This is a genomic window from Bradyrhizobium sp. LLZ17, from assembly GCF_041200145.1.
GTDB lineage: Bacteria > Pseudomonadota > Alphaproteobacteria > Rhizobiales > Xanthobacteraceae > Bradyrhizobium.
This window is the reverse complement of sequence record NZ_CP165734.1, coordinates 7,555,659-7,572,469: the sequence shown is the minus strand read 5'-3', so window position 1 is coordinate 7,572,469 and position 16,811 is coordinate 7,555,659. Positions and strand designations below refer to the sequence as shown.

The following is a 16,811-nucleotide window of genomic DNA, read 5'->3' as shown; positions in this document are numbered from 1 at the left end:
CCAAGTCATTGAAACAAAATGACATTTTTATCGGCACACGCGCGCTTTGGCGCCTGCGCGGCTCGCCACCAGTTTGCTGCGGCGAGGGCGACCTCGTCCCAGAGTGCCGTTGGCAGATCCGGCACCGCAATCCTCACGACGTGGCGTTCGTGCCTCCTGTCGTAGCTCCATTCGGTGGCGCCGAAGTCGAAGCCAAAGCTCCCCGCATGACGCAGCGGCAGCCCGACCTTGGTCAGGTCGTGGCTCAACTCCGCAGCGAGCCGCCTGGCCTGCGCTTCATCCAGCGCTCTTGCCGGGGCAAGCGTGACGTACAATCCGTGGGCGAAATGCAGTACCGCAGAGCCGCAAGCAAGCTCCCCGGCAAAGCAACGCGCCGTGCGCCGGCTGTTCTGCAACATAGCCGCAATACGCCTGTCGGTCAGACTTCGATAAGCGCGGCTGCCCGCATAAGGCGGAAAGTGCGCGGGCAGCGCCGCGCCTCCGAATAGTCTGACGGCAACGCGCGTCTCGCCAATCAGGTTGCGCACAGAGACGCGCCCGGTGGTATCCGCCGGACCGCCGCGAACAAACGCGGCAGAGCCGAGACGGCCATATTCCAGCCCGAGAGAATCCAGCTTGGTGTGGCTGCGGACGAGGACAATGGGAATCCGATGACGTCGCGTCCAGTCAATCACCCGGCGGATACGCCCCGATCCGCTTGAGAAGCAGGTGGTATCAAAGATCACCAGATCCAGCCCGGGCTTGGCGCACCGCAGCGTCGCGGCAAAGTCCTCGGCCGCCGCGCAGGAATCGAGCAGCAGCATCCTGGCTCGGCGAGCCGGCAACACCGCTTCGCCGAGCGGCTTATCCAGCACCAGAGGCCTCAGATGCCGGGCATGAAGGTCGATGAGCTCCACCGTTTCGCCGTAAGATCCCGGCAACAGCAGCAATTCCGCTTCACCCACGACGCGGGCGGAGGCCAGCAACAGCGCTGAGATCGCCGCCATGCCGGACGAGGTGTAAATGCACGCGTCAACGTCCGCATCCTCAAGCCGGTAGAATGACGGACCAATGACGTCGAGGTCTGCACGCTGATAGTCGTAGCTGAATTCGAACGGCCCGCACCGCCGCCGGTCCGGCTGGGCCCAAGCCGTTTCAGTCGACGCCCATCCGTTGAGAGCATGCTCGGCTTTTAGCGCTGCGGCGAGGTGGAATTTGCGCTCGATCACCTCGGCGACCGATTCCGGGCGGCGAACGGTCAATGGCTTCTTGAGCGCGCCGTTCAATAGCTCGAGCTCCTCGTACTTCCTGTCGAGGTAAGTCTCGAGCGTTTCCATGACCGATCCCTGACCGCGCGAAGACAACGCGGACGATCGGATTTGGATCCTGCGCCGGGACAGCGGCTGAGATCGCTGGTCGGACGGTTGTGACGTTCGACTCCGTTATCGGCTTCGATGGCTCGTTAGATTGCTGTTTCCGCGCTTCAACCTGCTCGGCGATGTCCGGACTTCGCGCCGCTTCGGCACGGCCGCCGCACGCGAGGCCGACACCAGCACCAGGGTCGCAACGCCGATCCACACCATGAGCTTGCTGATCTCGGCCGCGGGCGGAAGTCCTTTGCGCGCGAGCCAGCCGCCATCGGCGGACCTCCCTTGGGGCCCCGCCTCCAGCATCGTCCCCTTGGTCTTCTCTGCCGGACGCGCCCGCGACAACAGCCGGCGAAACGCGAAACCCATAAGAAGCTCGGTCGGACGGGGCGCGAGCGCAAACGCGACCTGGCCCGCCCGTGCCGGCCAACCCACCGCGATCTCGCTTCGGGGTTGACGCACCAGGCTCAGGAAGGTCTCGGCAACGTCCTCCGGTTGGTAGAGCAGCGGACCCGGATCCAGTCTGCGGCCCGACATGTTCGCGCCGTGGACGAAACCGGGCGTGTCCACCATCGCAGGGAACACGCCGCACACATGGATGTCCCGGTGTGCCGCGAGTTCCTGCCGCAAGCTCGACGTGAAGCCGCGCAGGCCGAACTTGCTGGCCGTGTAGGCCGCAGCGAACGGCATCGGCGCCCAGCCACCGAGAGAAATATTGTTGATCAGGATCCCCGATTCTGGCGCAGGAAAATCGGCAAAGCCGCGTGCGCTCCGTTCATGGTGCCGAACAGATTGACCTCGACAGTTCTGCGATGCAACGCGATGTCGGCGTCCTGATAGGCGCCAAAGACGCCGGTGCCGGCATTGTTGATCCAAACGTCGATCCCGCCAAAGGATTGATCCGCCTTGTCGGCGAGGCGCTTGACGGCTTGCGCCTCGGTCACGTCGGTTGGCACCGCAAGCGCACGACCACCAACGGATTCGCATTCCGATGCGAGCCGTTCGAGCACATCTGCACGTCGGGCGGCGAGGACCACAGTCGCGCCCTTCTCGGCAAAGGCCAGCGCCGCCGCGCGCCCGATGCCGCTGGAGGCTCCGGTGATGACGACGCGTGTTCCCGCCATTTCCTTTTGTCCGGCCACGCGTCCTGAACCGCTTTGGGGAAGCAGCCAGCGCAGCGAGTGGCGCAGACGCTCCGTTCCCCGGCTGTCGAACCAGTCGCCGTGCGCGAAGATCACCTGCTCCGGCACGAAGCTGACCATTCTCAGTGCCGCCGCTTGGACAGAACGACCACCAAGGCGCAGCAGAAGGCGCAGGTAGACCGGAGCCATTCCGCCCGGCTTTGTGACGCCAAGCAGGCCGGCGACAGGTCTCGACGCACCCGGAAACATGCCGGGATCAATGTTCTGCACGATGTCCGTCAGGATCAACGTTCGACTGCGCTTGTCGAACAGCTCGGCCTCGCAGAACAACGGGGCCCTTACCAGAACAGTCTCGACGTCGTTTGCCCATTCACCTGGAGTTCCATCGCCGAGCTCGCGGTCGATGCGAACGCCGGACCGACGAACCTGATTGCGGCTCGCCAGGCCCGGCACAGCGAACGTGACCACGTGGGGCACAGCAGTTTGCCAGTCGCGCAAGAACATCCAGTGCGCGACGTTGGGCGCAAGCAGGTATTTTATCGTCCCCAGGCGCTCCAGCTGCGCGCGCAGCGTCGGTGAATATTTTACGGGAGAATGCAGCAGCAGATCGCCGCTCGAGAGTCTTACGACGGTCATGCGCAGCGGCATCGGAAGACCCGCGGCCTGAATCGGTGCAGCATCGAATATCCAGATATCGTTCGAAACCTGTGTCAGGCCGTCATGCTGGACGTTCTCGCGCATATGCTGCTCCACATCGATCGGGTATCGAGGCTCAACCGGCAATCGGGTCTATGGTTCTTAGAACCCGCATCCCTCTCCTTCGACCGGCCGAGGGTCACCGTCCCACCGATAGGGCCGCTGCGCTGGCGGTTCCTCCTCCCGCTCTGTCCGAACCGCGGCTGGCTCCCCGCCGCCCCGTGGGCTGAAGCAGATGTGATTGAGTCAACCGCCACAGACGCGGTCAGGATGCCGCTCCAAACTGTCCGCCGCACAGGTCATTTCCCATTGATTTTGCGGCGACAATTGTCGGCGGAATTGAAAGTTCCCGAACTCCACCGAGACCTGGGGAACCCCGGAAAGGAAGTTGGAACTTGCAGGGAACCGGTAAAGCTGTACTTCGTTCTAAGTGCAGAGGGCACCCGGGCATGCTGCATCGCCTGACCATACAGGGCCGAACTGTCGGCGAGCTTCAACAGCTCGCATCCGAACGGCGGGCCATGGCCGTGTCCAAGGAAGGCCACCTCAGAACACTGCTGCTGAACGAGGCGAGCCTGCTGGAGTTCTATGCCGAATTGCGGGCCTGGATGGAGCTCACCCCAGCATCCTCTGCACAAAGAGGTGCCCAGATGGCGCCCACGATAGCCGCACAACCGATCGCACCCAATCTGACCCCCTTGCTCACGACGTTCGCGCTCCGAATGGTGCTGTCGGTTGCGGATCAGCAGGCGCTGCTTTCGATTGCGCAGGCGCGAAACTTCGCCAAGGGCGAACTGATCGTCGAAGAAGGATCCGAATCCGCCCCCTTGCTCCTGCTGTGCAGCGGCGCGGCTCGCGCCACCCGCACCCTGGAAGACGGCAGCCAGCAGATCGTCTCCATTTTCCTGCCCGGCGATCCTCTCAATCCGGGAGATTTCGTGCTCGGTCGCTGCGGCAATTCGATCAGCACCTTCTCGCCCGCGCTGGTTTTGTCGATTGCAGGCGCCGAATTGTATCCGCTCCTGGAACAGCGACCCACGATCATGCGGGCGCTATGGCGCGAAACGTCGTGGAAGGCGGCGATCCAGCGGGAGTGGCTGATCTGGCTAGGCCGCAAGCCGGCTGAGGCACGCCTAGCTCATCTCCTGTGCGAAATCGCCTGTCGTTCACTGGCCGGCAGGAGCGGCTCCGAGGATTTCGAATTCCCCCTGACGCAGCGTGAACTCGGCGACATTCTGGGGTTGTCGACCGTCCATGTGAACAGGGTCTTGCAACAGCTCCGCAACCGGAGACTGGTCGACCTCAGCCGGGGCCGGCTCACCATCGTCGACAGAGAAGGGCTGTATGAGGCCGCCGAATTCGACCCAGAGTATCTCGACCCGGTGCAGGCGCTGGATTCGAGTGATGGTGCCCGCAGCTAGTCTCGAGATCGGTCTCCTTATTTGAGACGTTCAAGGTTGGCGCGGATGGCGCCGAATGTCGTCTGCATTTTTCTCAGCTCTTCGCGGATTTCGGCCTTGAGGCGTTTGCCGCGGGTCAATTGCTGCTGGTAGGAGCTGGCGATCTCGGTGCATTGACCTTGTCTGGCAGGCGACGACGAAGGCTTCGGACGAAGCACATCCGAGAACGGCACTTGCATCAAGGGTTGGCGTCGGGCGTCCAGGATTTCGACCGAATCGAGGTTGGGATCGCGGCGGATGCGAAGCTTCTCGAAAGATATCTCCAGGGCGGACTGGCACGCGTCGAGATACGCCTCCTCGAGCGAGGGAAATTCCGTCCCGACATCATCGGCAACAACCGTGCCGCCCGAACTGAAGTCGAAAAAGAAACGCGGCATCGCGGCGTCCTTTCCTCAGAGGCATCAATCTGCCGACAACGCCGTCACCGGCTGGTCGTGCCTGGGCATTCTCAACTATTTGCCGCAGATCATACACCGATCCGAGCCGATACGTCCTATCCACTTACAGATATCGTGACGATACTCGCTGCCGGGCGTCGGACCGGCGCTTGGCTCGCTCGTCTTGCTCCATCGCAGAACGATCCCGGCGGTGTACGCGACGAACCGTGACTTTGGAACCTACCAGGGGGCGATCCCGTTCTTGACACGGGCTCGTTTGCTGCGAGGGTAGCAGAGGTTGCCACCCAGCGGAGCTCCGCAAATGCCCAGCAAGCACACCCTGAACGTGTCCCTCACGGGCGAACTCTGCGACTTCATCTCTGCACAAGTCGCCTCGGGCCGTTTCCGGACATCGAGCGAGGTCGTCAGGGCGGCACTGCGCCTGCTGGAGAGAGACGCTTCGCAATCGCAGCCTTCATCCTGGCCCGGCCTGACCAAGCGACCGCTTACCGGAGCCAAGGTTAACGGCGTTGCCGCACGGTCGCGGAGTCCACGATCGTGACCGACACAGCAGACTTTCCCATCATCTGCCTTGGCGCGTCAGCCGGCGGCATCGAAGCGCTGGAAGGATTCTTTCGCGGCCTGCCTCCACAACCGGGGCTCGCGCTGGTCATCGTGACCCATCTCAGTCCCGACCGGGAAAGTCTCCTTCATGAGATCGTGAGCCGCTATACGGACCTGCCGGTGCGGGTCGCCGCCGACGCCATGACCGTCGAGGTCGACAACATCTATGTGATGCCTGCGGATTCCATCCTTAGTATCGAGAACCGACGGCTGACCCTGCGCAAAAACAATACTCGCCGCGAGCGCAAGCCGATCGACATCTTCATGAGTGCGCTGGCGGTCGATATCGGCGAGCTCTCCGGTGGCGTCATTCTCTCCGGAGGAGATTCCGACGGCACGCTTGGCGTCAAGGCGATCAAGGAGCGCGGCGGGATTACCTTTGCGCAGGTCGGCGACGGCTTCGGCCCCCAGCATCCGGATATGCCGGATGCTGCAATCTCGACCGGCTTGATCGATTTCGCCATTCCGGTCGAGGACATGGGGACGAAGCTGGTCGAGTTTGTCCGGGCCAACCATTTGTTCGAACAGATGGTCAATGGCGTGGCCGACAGCGCAGATGATTTGACGATCAGCCAGGCCCTGCCGGAAATCTACGGGATCCTGCGCAATCAGATTGGCCACGACTTCAGCGGCTACAAGACCAAGACGTTCATCCGCCGCGTCCAGCGCCGCATGCAGGTGACCCAACTCACGACGGTCGAGGCCTATGTGGAGCGGCTGAGGCAGGAGCCTCCCGAAGTCGGCGCCCTGTTCCGCGATCTGTTGATCAACGTCACGAACTTCTTCCGCGACGAAGATGCCTTCGAGGCGCTCGCCGCGTCAGTCATTCCCAAGCTGTTCGAGGGGCGCGGCGCCGACGACACGGTTCGAATCTGGGTCCCGGGGTGCGCCACCGGAGAGGAAGTGTTCTCGATCGCGATCCTGACGCGGGAGCATATGGACCAATTGACCGCCGTACCGCGGGTGCAGATTTTTGCAACCGACATCGACGACCGCGCGCTTTCGGTGGCGCGGGCAGCCCGCTACCCCGGTGCCTTGCTGGATACCGTATCGCCCGAGCGGCGCAAGCGCTTCTTTGTGTCGGATGGCGGCAGCTACGTCGTCTCCAAGGACGTCCGCGAGCTCTGCATCTTTTCGCCGCACAGCGTCATTCGCGATCCGCCTTTCTCGCGCATCGACCTGGTGTCCTGCCGCAACCTGCTGATCTACTTCGGGGCAGACGTGCAGAACCAGGTCATCCCGACCTTCCATTACGCATTGCGTCCGGAAGGCTACCTGTTCCTCGGCTCGGCCGAGAACGTCAGCCAGTTCGCCGAATTGTTTGCGCCGGTCGAGAAGAAACACCGGATTTTTCGTCGGCGGGCCGATTCGGCCTCTCCAATACGCCTTCCCATTGCGCTGCAGGGCCTGCGCCCGGGACCGGGTACGGAGCTCGTGGCGCGGCGGCAGCCGCTCGCCGGCCTTGCCCTGCGCCAGGCGGTGGAGGAGCAGGTCGTCGAGCATTTCGCTCCTCCGCATGTCGTGGTCAATCACGACGGCGACGTCGTCTACTACTCGACACGGACCGGCAAATATCTGGAAGCGCCGGCGGGGGCACCGACGCGGCAGCTGCTGACGATGGCTCGCAAGAGCCTCCGGCTCGACCTGCGAACGCTGTTCCGCGAAGCTGTCGAGACCGGACGAACGGCCGCGCGCAACGGCATCTCGCTGGACAGCGAGGAAGGTGGCGTCCAGATCGTCGATGTGACGATCGAGCCGCTGGGCAACCGGACCGCAGGCGAACCGCTCTACCTGGTTCTTTTTCCGACCAGGGGCCTGTGCTCAGCCGGGAGGAGGCGCTGAACCGGGCTCGGGTCAGTCATGACGGGGCGGCCGCACATACCGAGCGCGAGCTACGCGAGACCCGGGATCGCCTGCAGTCCATGATCGAGGAGTACGAAACGGCGCTCGAGGAGCTGAAGTCCTCCAATGAAGAGCTCGTCTCCGTCAATGAGGAAATGCAGTCAACCAATGAGGAACTCGAAGCTTCGAAGGAAGAATTGCAATCGGTCAATGAAGAGCTTCACACCGTCAACGCCGAGCTCAACGGCAAGGTGGACGCGTTGGACCGCGCCAACAACGATCTGCAGAATCTGTTCGAAAGTACCGACGTCGCGACGGTTTTTCTCGATAGAAACCTCGTCATTCGCAGCTTCACCCCGGCGGTCACGAAGGTCTTCAACATACTTCCCACCGATAAGGGACGGCCGATCACGGATCTTTCAAGCAAGCTGAGCCTTGCGGGCTTTGCAGACGACATTGCGAAGGTGTTTGCAAGCGCGGAGCCGATCGAGAGACGGGTCGGTGGCGAAGGACAAGGCCCTCACTATTTGGTGCGGCTGGCTCCCTATCGGGATGGCGGCCACAAGATCGAAGGCTTGATCGTCACGTTCATCGATGTCACCAGCCTGACGCGCTCGGAGGCGCGGCAGCGGGTTCTCATCGCCGAGCTTCAACACCGAACCCGGAACCTGTTGTCCGTTGTGCAGTCACTGGCTCAACAGACCCTCGGCAAGGGCGGTTCGCTGGAAGCTTTCCTGACCAGGCTTGCGGCGCTCGGCCGGGTTCAGAGCCTTGTCAGCGGATCGATGGACGATCACATCGACCTTGGCGATATCATTCGACTTGAATTGCAGGCCGTCGGCGCGGCCGACGAGAGGGTATCGGTGTCCGGCCCGCCGGTCGCCCTCGGATTCGAACTGGTCCAGACCTTCGGACTTGCCCTGCACGAACTTGCGACGAACGCCATCAAGTACGGGGCGCTCAGGGAGAGCCAAGGGAAACTGGAGGTCCGCTGGAGCATTCAGACCAACGGCGAGAGCATTCCGACTCTGCTGCTGAACTGGAAGGAAACCGGAGTCCCGAAGCTCTCGAAGCCGGCGCGCAAGGGCTTTGGACGAGACCTTATCGAGCGGGCGCTCGCGTACACCTTGCGCGCCAAGACCAAGCTTTCGTTCGGCGAGGATGGGGTTCTCTGCCGCATCGAATTGCCGCTCCCGGCGACGGATGCCGCCGCAAGACAGGGAGCATTGAGTGACGGGTGAAGCTGCAACCCTTCGAGTCCGCAGGATTCTCGTCGTGGAGGACGACTATTTGCTCGCTCAGGTTCTGACCGACTTCCTGGAGCAAGCGGACTTCCACGTCGTCGGTCCGGTCGGTTCACTGGAGGAAGCACTTGCCTTGGTCGAGAACGAGCCCGGCAGCTTCGACGGCGCCATCCTCGACATCAATCTGCATGGCAGCAACTCCTATCCGGTCGCCGATGCGCTTGTCGCGCGCTCCATTCCATTCCTGTTTGCGACCGGATACGGCCGGGATGCGCTCGAGGGTCGCTACCGGGATCATCCGCGATGTGAAAAGCCGTTCGACCAAGCCACTCTGCTTTCAGTGTTTGGTGCATTGTTCAACAATCGCGCGGCTTAAAGCGACGTCCTTGCCCTCCTGCGCCTGTGCGCAGCGGGAACGGCGCCTGCTCAACCGGCCCTCGTCGGCGATATCTGCGGCGGAGGAACCTTGGCGCGTGCCCCGACTTTCCGTCCTGGGAAGGCAGAGCGAGGAGCGGATATGGGCAATAGCGGCGTCGGAATGCTTCTTGGAGATTTCTCGGCTACGACAGTTTGGCTGATGTTCATAGGCGCCTTCATTCTCGGCGGGGCGATCCTGTACGGCATCATGAAGAGCGGCCGGTTGCGCAGAGGCGAGCGTGCGCAACTCGACGCCAATACGGAGGCGGCGCAGCGCCGCGATGATCCGCAGAAGCGCGCCTCGCGATAGGACTTGGCGATAGGACTTGGCTTCAGCAGCACGCGCGCGTTCCGGAGCAGCGGCTGTGGGTCGACCGGCTTACACCAGACGTCGTGGCAGGCTGTTGTTGATCGCACAGGCAGCCACCGCCGCGTGGCCGAACGCGACGGAGATCTGATGCAGGTCAGTCACCACGTCCCCGATGCCATACAGGCCGGCGACAGACGTGCGCTGATGATCATCGATCCTGAGATATCCATCCGACGTATGTTCCGCGCCCAGCGAGACCGCCAGCGCTGAGCGCACCTCGGCTCCCATCGCGGGGTAGACGACATCGAATTCCGCGCTGTCGCCTCCGTTGAAGCAGGCTTCGAGCCTGCGACCCCGGCGCTTCAATTGCATATCGGCGGCCTCCACGATCTCCACCCCGGCCGCGGCCAGTCGCGCTCTTGCGTCGGCATCGGCACGCTCGGTCGCTAGCAGGGTCACGTCGCGCGAGTAACCGCGCAGGAACAGAGCCTTGCTTGCGGCGTGAGCCGGCGGACCGACGACACCGATGCGGCGGTCGATCGCTTCATACGCGTCGCAAACCGGGCAGTAGCGCAGAAGACCGTCCGCGACCGCGGTCCGCCATTGCTCGAACGGCGGATGGTTATCCACGATCCCGCAGGCGAGCACGATGGCCCTGGTGTCGGCCTCGCCTCCGGCCCATGCGGCGCGAAACCCATCCGGGCCCGGCGCGAGATCGCTGACCTCGGAGCTCACTCGCGCCACCCCAAGCTCGGCCAATTGCGCCGACATCCGTGCAAGCAACTCGCTGCCGGACAGGCCGTGCGCAAAGCCGGGAACATTATGGCTTCGCGGAATGAGGCCAGCGCGGCTTGCACCGGCGTCGACGACGCATACGCGGCGCCGAAAGCGTGCGAGATAGATCGCAGCCATTAAGCCGGCCGGCCCGCCGCCGATGACCAGGCAATCAAGCGGCATCGCCGCGCTTGTTTCATCGAGACCCGTCATCGCGGAGAACCTGCCTTCGGGATCGAACTCGCGCAGCGCGAGCCATCGACCAACCCAGGCCGCAACGCGCAGTTCCGAACCGCGGGGCGAGCAGAGCGCAATCGCAATGCAGCTTCGAGCTAGCCAATGAGGCCGGCAGAGTCAGCGCGCTCACTGGGCAGGTCGAAACGAGCGATGCGCCTGTCGAGCCGCCATAGCTCGATGCGATGGGTGAGCACGAGCGAAGCCGCCTGGCGCTTTGCCTCTTCATCGTCGCCGCAGACGAGATTGATGCAACCAAAAACGTGACCGTTCGGGTCGATCTGGAAAGCGCGGTAATGCCTGATGCTGTGCATGGTCATTGAGCCGGCCTTCTGTAACCGGGCGCACTCAACCAGTCGGTCAAGCTGGAGGTCACCTCGTCCTGCATCGCACGGCGCAGCAACATGTCGCGCGGCTTGCCGGGCGGCATGCTTTGCGCGCGCTCGCGTGCCTTGTCAGCCGATGTCAGCAAGCGCTCCTGGAGCGATTGCGTCTGTTTCGTTCGCTTGCGTGTGGCGGTCATCTGCGTTTCCGCGGCTGCTTCTGGAAAGGGGAAGCCGGCCCCGGGCGGGAGGTATGGCGCGCCGGGGCCGGGATCATGCCGGCGTTGGACGACCAAGCGGCACTACTCGCAGCTTCAGGCGCAAGCCGCGTTCCCGCATTTGGATAGGTTAATTCCCCGCGAGATTTCCGCGATTTGCGCCTGCTGCGTCGCGAACCGCCAGCTGCAAATCCCATGTCCATCCTACGGCTTTGCAAAGAACGAATGCGGAACGGGTAGACAGGTCGCGCGTTGGGCGAATAACCGATGGGAGATCATGATGGCAGACAACACCGAGAAGGACCCGAGCGAGTGGGTGTCCGGCGATGATCCGATGACCGGCGCACAAGCCTCCTACCTCAAGACTCTTAGTGAACAGGCCAACCAGCCGGACCCGACCGAGAACCAGCTCACCAAGGCGCAAGCCTCGGAGCTGATCGACAAGTTGCGCGCCGAAGCGGGGCTGGAGAAATGACAAGGCGCGCGCGGTCGTCGCCCTCGCCGAAAGCTGTTCCGCGCTGATGGCCCGTCAGGCCACTGCCATCCAGACTAGCGCCGCGACCATCAGCACGAAGCCGGCAAAGGCGGTGCCGAGAAAAAGCAGTTCCACATGGTCCATCGCCGCCGCCCTCGTTCCAAGCCGCCGTTTTGACGGCTCGGGGTGGCGACGGCATTATGAAATGTGAATCGGTGGCGTGCGCCGCCGCATTTTTTGTGGGCCGCGACGAATTCTCTTTTGGCCCGCGCTCTAGGACTTCGCGGTGCCGGGCTCGGCCATCTTGCGGTGCTGCTTGGCGAGCAGCTCGTTTGGCGTGACATTGGCGACGGTCGTCTGGAGCTTGTTCTTGAGGCCGGTCACGATGTCGGATTCTCCGCTCATCATCGCCTCGAAACCCGCCTTCGCGACATCGGCAGGGTCGTCCTTTTCCTCAGTCCCGACCTTGGTGTCCATCATATCGGCCCGGCGGAAAAACTCGGTCTCGGTCGCGCCGGGCATCAGGCAGGTGACGGTGACGCCGGAATCGCGCAGCTCCTCCCGAAGCGCGAACGAAAACGAGTCCAGGAACGCTTTGGTCCCGTTGTAGACCGCCTGGAAACTGCCGGGCGTGAATCCCGCGACCGAGCCGGTAATCAGGATGCGTCCGTTCTTGCGCCGAAGCATCTCGTTACCCGCACGATGGATCAGGTAAAGCGTCCCGGTGATGTTCGTATCGATCACGCGCCGGACGCGATCGAACTCCTGATCGAGGAACGCCTTGCCGAGACCCACACCGGCGTTGGCGAGCAGTGCATCGACCGGCCGGTTACCCACCACGCCACAGAGCTTGTCGATGCCGCCGGTCGTTGAAAGATCAGCCTGGACGGATTCAACTTTGGCGCCGAGACCGCGGAGCTCATCGGCGGCTCCCTGGATCGCCGGTTCGTCGGCCGCGATCACGAGATCGAAGCCGGCCTTGGCACAGCATTTCGCGAGTTCCAGACCGATGCCGGTGGAAGCTCCGGTGACGACGGCAAACTGATTGGCTGGCATAAGCAGATCCTTCGAATGTCGATGATCCCGCTCAATCGCCGCGCCCGTGGCTCGTTCCAAATCTCGCGACATCTCGCGGTCGACGCCGCTTTTTTCAAGCTTCCATAGCAACCATCGTTTGTTGCTCGACTTAGATGCGTCAAGCTCAACCTGGAGACATGCATGAAAGCGCTCGTCTGGCACGGCAAGGAGGACATTCGCTGCGACACCGTGACCGATCCGGAGATTCAGGATCCGCGTGACGCCATCATCAAGGTTACAAGTTGCGCCATCTGCGGCTCGGACCTGCACCTGTTCCACAACTTCATCCCGGGCATGCTGCCTGGCGACATCATGGGACACGAGACCATGGGAGAAGTCGTCGAGGTCGGCTCCGGCGTGGACGGCAAGCTCAAGAAGGGCGATCGCATCGTCGTGCCCTTCACCATCATTTGCGGCGAATGCGATCAATGCAAGCGCGGCAATTTCTCCGTGTGCGAGACCACCAACCGCAAGCGGCAGCTCGGCGACAAGGTGTTCGGACACACCACCGCCGGACTGTTCGGTTACACGCATCTGACCGGCGGCTATCCGGGCGGCCAGGCCGAATATCTGCGCGTGCCATTTGCCGATGCCACGCACATCAAGGTTCCCGACGGCATTCCGGACGAGCAGGTGCTGTTTCTCAGCGACATCTTCCCGACCGGCTGGCAGGCCGCGGTTCATTGCGACATAGAGCCCACCGACACCGTTGCGATCTGGGGCTGCGGCCCGGTCGGCCAGATGGCGATCCGCAGTGCGATCCTGCTCGGTGCCAATCAGGTCATCGCCATCGACTGCATCCCGGAACGCCTCAGCATGGCGGAAGCCGGCGGCGCCACCACGATCAACTTCGAGACCGAAAGCGTTCTCGAGCGGATCAAGGAGCTGACAGACGGCAGGGGTCCGGAAAAATGTATCGATGCGGCCGGCATGGAATCGCATGTGATGGCCTCGCAGCCGGATACGTTGCTCGATCGCGCCAAGCAGATGGTGATGCTCGAAAGCGATCGCCCGCATGTGCTGCGTGAGATGATCTATGTCTGCCGTCCCGGCGGCATCATCTCCGTCGCGGGTGTCTACAGCGGCTTCTCCGACAAGATTCCGATGGGCGCCTTCATGAACAAGGGATTGACGATGCGAACGGGACAGACGCACGTCAACCGCTGGACCGACGACCTGCTTCGGCGGATCGAGCAAGGCGAGATCGATCCGTCTTTCGTGATCACGCACACCGTCCCCCTGGAGCAGGGCCCGGAGATGTACCAGGTGTTTCGCGACAAGCGGGACTCCTGCGTCAAGGTCGTGTTGAAGCCCTGAAGGAAGCGAGCAAGACATGTTTCATTTCGGCAATATCGTGAGGACCAAGGGCGATCCGACTATCGTGGAGAGCGGGAGCAGTCTCGCGCGCCCCGAAGACCGGCTCGCACGTGCGCTCGGCTGGTTCAGCATCGGGCTCGGATTGGCGGAGCTGTTGGCGCCGCGGCGGGTCACGGAGACGCTGGGGATGGAGGGCCACGAGACGCTGGTGCGCGCATTCGGTGCCCGGGAAATCGTCAGCGGGATCATGTCGCTCTCGGTCGACAAGAACGCCGGCTTGTGGGCGCGTGTCGGCGGCGACGGCCTCGATGCTGCCGCGCTCATGTCGGCACTGACGCCGGACAATCCCAAGAAGGGCAATGTCGCATTGGCTCTTCTCATGATCGGCGGCATCGCGATGCTCGATTACCGGGCCGCGCAGGACACCAGGCCGAAGCGCCCCTCGCCCAAGGCAAGGCGCAGGCTCTACCCGGACCGCAGCGGATTTCCAAAGGGGCTCGCGGCGGTGAAGGATCGGGCCAAGCAGCTGACGAACAGCCGAGCCAAGACCGTGGTCCCCTCCTGAGCAATTGCGACCGTCAAGGCCTGTCGCGTGAAGTTCCACCCGATGTGACCGGGAGCTCGAGGGTGCTGGGCGCCAACGTACTTTGCCTGCCAACTTAGCAAACGTTAATGCGACAGTCCTGCAACCAAAGTCAAATGGGTCGCTGGCCACGTCTAACTGGATGCCTGATGCAAGCAGGGTTCGCCTTCTCCAAATTGGCAGACAGACTGTCGAGCCTCACCGATCTAACCGCTGAGGACCTCGACCTGCTCGCGGAGATGCCAAGCACCATCGTGCACGTTGGCGCTCATCAGACTGTCGTGCGACACCACAGCGAGACCGACCATTGTTGCCTTCTGCTGCAGGGCTATCTTTGCTGGCACGTCGCGGCGGGACAGGACGGGCAGATCACGGCGATATACGTGCCCGGTGACGTTCCCGATCTGCACACGCTTTACCATCCTTCGGTCGGGGCCAATCTGGTCACGCTCGGATCCGCCATCATCGCGCTGGTGCCTCACGACTTCTTTCGCGAGCTGTCCGCGAATTCGCCCGCGATGTCCCGGGCGCTGCTTCTGATGATGCTGGCCGATCTCGCCATCCAACGAAACTGGACGGTGAATCTGGGCAGCCGTGACGCCCTCTGCCGCGTCGCGCACCTTGTTTGCGAAATCAGGGAGCGCCTCCACGGCGTCGGTCTGGCGAGAGACTTCAGCTTTTCGTCTCCCTTCACGCAATCGGACCTGGCGGCCGCGTGCGGCATCTCCCCGGTCCACGCAAATCGGACGATTCAGGAGTTGCGTCGGCGCAACCTCCTGCAATGGCATGGAAAGACCATGACGATCACGGACTGGCCGGGGCTTGTCCGGCTTGCAGGCTTCGATTCCGCCTATCTGCGAACCCGTCCTCACGACAGCGCGGCGCGAGCACCGCAGCTCACACCAGTCTCGATGGGCGTCGAGCTCGCCTGAACCTTCATGCGGCCGTGCGTTTCAGCTCGGCACGCGCGAGCAGCGCGCGCCGCACCTCTTGGACGACGCCGTCCCATTGGCCCACATTCTTCTGATGGAAAAGCCGCAAGGTCGGATACCAGAACGTATGTGCTTCCGAAGCAGGCCAGCGCCAGTCGCAGTCGGCATGCAGCAACACCCAGGCCTCGCATCCCAGCGCGCCTGCCAGGTGCGCAACCATCGTGTCGACGCAAACGACGAGGTCGAGCCGACGGAGGAGATGCCCAAGCGCGACAATGTCAGGCGTACTGACGTCCTGCGCGCCCGTCTCCGCGAGCCGATCGACGCCCGCACCGCGCTGGAGCGAGTAAAGCGCTATGCCGTCATGCGCAAGACGTCGCAAAAGCCCCGCGGGAATGGCACGCCGCTTGTCCCAGGCGCCGACCTCCCAAACCAAACCGACGGACAGGCCGCTGGAGTTTTGCAATGGCTCCGTGCGTGCTCCATCGTCCGGCAGGCTCAGATATGGCGCGCGCATTTCGGCCGCCTCGCGTCCGGCACGGAGAGCATGGGGCACTTCCATGATCTCGATGTCGGTCTCGAACTCAACGCCGGGCGCACCATCGTGAAGCGGAATCGCGACGTCGACGCCCGCCGTCCGCTCGACCAGCGGCAGCAGCTCGGCCTGACACCAGACCGTCACGTTGCGCGCAACAGCTGCAAGCGCAGGCATAAAACGCAGAAACTGGATCGTGTCACCAAGGCCATGATAGCAGCGGACCAGCACATGCCTGTCGGCGAGCTGCTCGCCGCGCCAGATCCGCTGCAGGTGACGCGGCCCCGTATGCTTGGGAGCAAGCGCAAGCCTCGCCAGATCCCGATCGGTGATCGCCCAGGCTTGCGCGAACGCGCCCGCACGCATTGCTTCCGTCCAGCCGCCCGTCCCGCCCATTTAAGGCGACCGTCTAGGCTTTTACGAATTTGTGAAAGCGGCTCAACTGACCGTCCTTGGTCCGATCCTGATGAAGGAACGCTATCCCGGTTTCGTCGAACTTCTCGAAGAATTCGTCCCAGCCGATCCGCTCCAGGCCTTGATCGGGGGGATCGAAATCGATCCGCAGGATGCCGGCATGTCCATCCTCCTCGGTTGCCTTCACGGTGGCAGGCTTTCCGCCGCGCTGATCCACCCATTTCCGAATGACGTCGTGGTCGGTGGTCTTCTGAGCTTCGCTGTCTTCAGTCTTTGCTTTGGTCTTTGCATGGCTCGTGTTCATTTGGCACCTTCTTCGCTGGCGCGCTGGACCCCGACACGCGGTCGAGAGCCTCGCTTTCGCGTCCAACGCCGGCCGGAAGGATTGGTTCTCTGGCCAGTGAGGAAGGGCTGCCGCATCTTCTTCATCTTCAACCAAGAAGCTGTTCGTTCCCTCCGCGCGTCCACGGA

General features: G+C 62.9%; 18 protein-coding genes and 1 pseudogene. 10 read left to right on the top strand and 9 right to left on the bottom strand.

What is annotated here, in order from left to right; translation table 11 throughout:
* Positions 1–5: 5 nt before the first annotated feature.
* Both AB8Z38_RS36020 and AB8Z38_RS36015 read right to left on the bottom strand, forming a co-directional pair.
* Positions 6–1,316, bottom strand: coding sequence for a hypothetical protein (locus tag AB8Z38_RS36020; RefSeq protein WP_369722276.1), 1,311 nt, complete (start codon positions 1,314–1,316; stop codon positions 6–8).
* 105 nt (positions 1,317–1,421) lie between these two features.
* A pseudogene (locus AB8Z38_RS36015) lies at positions 1,422–3,136 on the bottom strand (SDR family oxidoreductase).
* 497 nt (positions 3,137–3,633) lie between these two features.
* Here AB8Z38_RS36015 and AB8Z38_RS36010 point away from each other — a divergent pair.
* Positions 3,634–4,605, top strand: a complete 972-nt coding sequence (locus AB8Z38_RS36010) for a Crp/Fnr family transcriptional regulator (protein ID WP_369722275.1) — start codon at positions 3,634–3,636, stop codon at positions 4,603–4,605.
* 17 nt (positions 4,606–4,622) lie between these two features.
* Here AB8Z38_RS36010 and AB8Z38_RS36005 read toward each other — a convergent pair whose 3' ends face one another.
* Entirely contained in the window at positions 4,623–5,021 is a 399-nt protein-coding gene (locus tag AB8Z38_RS36005) for a hypothetical protein (RefSeq protein ID WP_369722274.1), read from the bottom strand.
* Positions 5,022–5,343: 322 nt separating this feature from the next.
* Between AB8Z38_RS36005 and AB8Z38_RS36000 the strand changes: the two genes are divergently transcribed.
* The 5 genes from AB8Z38_RS36000 (at position 5,344) to AB8Z38_RS35980 (ending at position 9,458) form a co-directional block, all read left to right on the top strand.
* Positions 5,344–5,583, top strand: a complete 240-nt coding sequence (locus AB8Z38_RS36000) for a type II toxin-antitoxin system ParD family antitoxin (protein ID WP_148777175.1) — start codon at positions 5,344–5,346, stop codon at positions 5,581–5,583.
* Positions 5,580–7,487, top strand: coding sequence for a CheR family methyltransferase (locus AB8Z38_RS35995; RefSeq protein ID WP_369722273.1), 1,908 nt, complete (start codon positions 5,580–5,582; stop codon positions 7,485–7,487). Before AB8Z38_RS36000 ends, AB8Z38_RS35995 begins: the two co-directional genes overlap by 4 nt.
* Before the next feature lie 80 nt (positions 7,488–7,567).
* The gene (locus tag AB8Z38_RS35990; protein WP_369722272.1) at positions 7,568–8,728 is read left to right on the top strand and encodes a sensor histidine kinase; all 1,161 of its coding nucleotides are present in this window, start codon (positions 7,568–7,570) and stop codon (positions 8,726–8,728) included.
* 34 nt (positions 8,729–8,762) lie between these two features.
* Positions 8,763–9,107, top strand: coding sequence for a response regulator (locus AB8Z38_RS35985; protein WP_369722271.1), 345 nt, complete (start codon positions 8,763–8,765; stop codon positions 9,105–9,107).
* A gap of 201 nt (positions 9,108–9,308) precedes the next feature.
* A complete protein-coding gene (locus tag AB8Z38_RS35980) occupies positions 9,309–9,458 on the top strand; it encodes a hypothetical protein (RefSeq protein WP_369722270.1) in 150 nt (49 codons plus the stop codon).
* Between the two features lie 69 nt (positions 9,459–9,527).
* Here the strand turns inward: AB8Z38_RS35980 and AB8Z38_RS35975 are convergent, their stop codons facing one another.
* From AB8Z38_RS35975 to AB8Z38_RS35965, 3 genes are all read right to left on the bottom strand, one after another.
* Positions 9,528–10,445: an NAD(P)/FAD-dependent oxidoreductase gene (locus tag AB8Z38_RS35975; protein WP_369722268.1), complete on the bottom strand. Its 918-nt coding sequence runs from the start codon at positions 10,443–10,445 to the stop codon at positions 9,528–9,530.
* 119 nt (positions 10,446–10,564) lie between these two features.
* Complete coding sequence (locus tag AB8Z38_RS35970; RefSeq protein ID WP_369722266.1) at positions 10,565–10,786, bottom strand: hypothetical protein; 222 nt, start codon at positions 10,784–10,786, stop codon at positions 10,565–10,567.
* A complete protein-coding gene (locus AB8Z38_RS35965; RefSeq protein ID WP_369722265.1) occupies positions 10,783–10,989 on the bottom strand; it encodes a hypothetical protein in 207 nt (68 codons plus the stop codon). Before AB8Z38_RS35965 ends, AB8Z38_RS35970 begins: the two co-directional genes overlap by 4 nt.
* A 298-nt stretch (positions 10,990–11,287) precedes the next feature.
* On the opposite strand from AB8Z38_RS35965, the gene AB8Z38_RS35960 reads away from it, so the two are divergent.
* Positions 11,288–11,482, top strand: a complete 195-nt coding sequence (locus tag AB8Z38_RS35960; RefSeq protein ID WP_369722264.1) for a DUF3072 domain-containing protein — start codon at positions 11,288–11,290, stop codon at positions 11,480–11,482.
* Between the two features lie 273 nt (positions 11,483–11,755).
* Here AB8Z38_RS35960 and AB8Z38_RS35955 read toward each other — a convergent pair whose 3' ends face one another.
* Complete coding sequence (locus AB8Z38_RS35955; protein ID WP_369722263.1) at positions 11,756–12,538, bottom strand: SDR family NAD(P)-dependent oxidoreductase; 783 nt, start codon at positions 12,536–12,538, stop codon at positions 11,756–11,758.
* Between the two features lie 162 nt (positions 12,539–12,700).
* On the opposite strand from AB8Z38_RS35955, the gene AB8Z38_RS35950 reads away from it, so the two are divergent.
* From AB8Z38_RS35950 to AB8Z38_RS35940, 3 genes are all read left to right on the top strand, one after another.
* Positions 12,701–13,876 carry a zinc-dependent alcohol dehydrogenase gene (locus AB8Z38_RS35950; protein ID WP_369722262.1) on the top strand — a complete coding sequence of 392 codons (1,176 nt, stop codon included), beginning with the start codon at positions 12,701–12,703 and terminating at the stop codon, positions 13,874–13,876.
* A gap of 16 nt (positions 13,877–13,892) precedes the next feature.
* Positions 13,893–14,441: a hypothetical protein gene (locus tag AB8Z38_RS35945; protein WP_369722261.1), complete on the top strand. Its 549-nt coding sequence runs from the start codon at positions 13,893–13,895 to the stop codon at positions 14,439–14,441.
* 167 nt (positions 14,442–14,608) lie between these two features.
* Positions 14,609–15,391 carry a Crp/Fnr family transcriptional regulator gene (locus AB8Z38_RS35940; RefSeq protein ID WP_369722259.1) on the top strand — a complete coding sequence of 261 codons (783 nt, stop codon included), beginning with the start codon at positions 14,609–14,611 and terminating at the stop codon, positions 15,389–15,391.
* 4 nt (positions 15,392–15,395) lie between these two features.
* On the opposite strand, the gene AB8Z38_RS35935 is transcribed toward AB8Z38_RS35940, so the two are convergent.
* Positions 15,396–16,322, bottom strand: coding sequence for a hypothetical protein (locus AB8Z38_RS35935; protein ID WP_369722258.1), 927 nt, complete (start codon positions 16,320–16,322; stop codon positions 15,396–15,398).
* Between the two features lie 13 nt (positions 16,323–16,335).
* On the bottom strand, positions 16,336–16,644 hold the full coding sequence (locus AB8Z38_RS35930) for a hypothetical protein (RefSeq protein ID WP_369726692.1): 309 nt from the start codon (positions 16,642–16,644) through the stop codon (positions 16,336–16,338).
* Between the last annotated feature and the right edge of the window lie 167 nt (positions 16,645–16,811).

Bases quoted from the DNA above. Each gene is read 5' to 3' on its own strand.
- AB8Z38_RS35935 (WP_369722258.1), bottom strand. From the start codon at position 16,322: ATGGGCGGGACGGGCGGCTGGACGGAAGCAATGCGTGCGGGCGCGTTC.
- AB8Z38_RS35990 (WP_369722272.1), top strand. From the start codon at position 7,568: ATGATCGAGGAGTACGAAACGGCGCTCGAGGAGCTGAAGTCCTCCAAT.
- AB8Z38_RS35975 (WP_369722268.1), bottom strand. From the start codon at position 10,445: ATGACGGGTCTCGATGAAACAAGCGCGGCGATGCCGCTTGATTGCCTG.
- AB8Z38_RS36005 (WP_369722274.1), bottom strand. From the start codon at position 5,021: ATGCCGCGTTTCTTTTTCGACTTCAGTTCGGGCGGCACGGTTGTTGCC.
- AB8Z38_RS35950 (WP_369722262.1), top strand. From the start codon at position 12,701: ATGAAAGCGCTCGTCTGGCACGGCAAGGAGGACATTCGCTGCGACACC.
- AB8Z38_RS35980 (WP_369722270.1), top strand. From the start codon at position 9,309: ATGTTCATAGGCGCCTTCATTCTCGGCGGGGCGATCCTGTACGGCATC.
- AB8Z38_RS35965 (WP_369722265.1), bottom strand. From the start codon at position 10,989: ATGACCGCCACACGCAAGCGAACGAAACAGACGCAATCGCTCCAGGAG.
- AB8Z38_RS35960 (WP_369722264.1), top strand. From the start codon at position 11,288: ATGGCAGACAACACCGAGAAGGACCCGAGCGAGTGGGTGTCCGGCGAT.
- AB8Z38_RS36010 (WP_369722275.1), top strand. From the start codon at position 3,634: ATGCTGCATCGCCTGACCATACAGGGCCGAACTGTCGGCGAGCTTCAA.
- AB8Z38_RS36020 (WP_369722276.1), bottom strand. From the start codon at position 1,316: ATGGAAACGCTCGAGACTTACCTCGACAGGAAGTACGAGGAGCTCGAG.
- AB8Z38_RS35970 (WP_369722266.1), bottom strand. From the start codon at position 10,786: ATGACCATGCACAGCATCAGGCATTACCGCGCTTTCCAGATCGACCCG.
- AB8Z38_RS35940 (WP_369722259.1), top strand. From the start codon at position 14,609: ATGCAAGCAGGGTTCGCCTTCTCCAAATTGGCAGACAGACTGTCGAGC.
- AB8Z38_RS35955 (WP_369722263.1), bottom strand. From the start codon at position 12,538: ATGCCAGCCAATCAGTTTGCCGTCGTCACCGGAGCTTCCACCGGCATC.
- AB8Z38_RS35945 (WP_369722261.1), top strand. From the start codon at position 13,893: ATGTTTCATTTCGGCAATATCGTGAGGACCAAGGGCGATCCGACTATC.
- AB8Z38_RS35930 (WP_369726692.1), bottom strand. From the start codon at position 16,644: ATGAACACGAGCCATGCAAAGACCAAAGCAAAGACTGAAGACAGCGAA.
- AB8Z38_RS36000 (WP_148777175.1), top strand. From the start codon at position 5,344: ATGCCCAGCAAGCACACCCTGAACGTGTCCCTCACGGGCGAACTCTGC.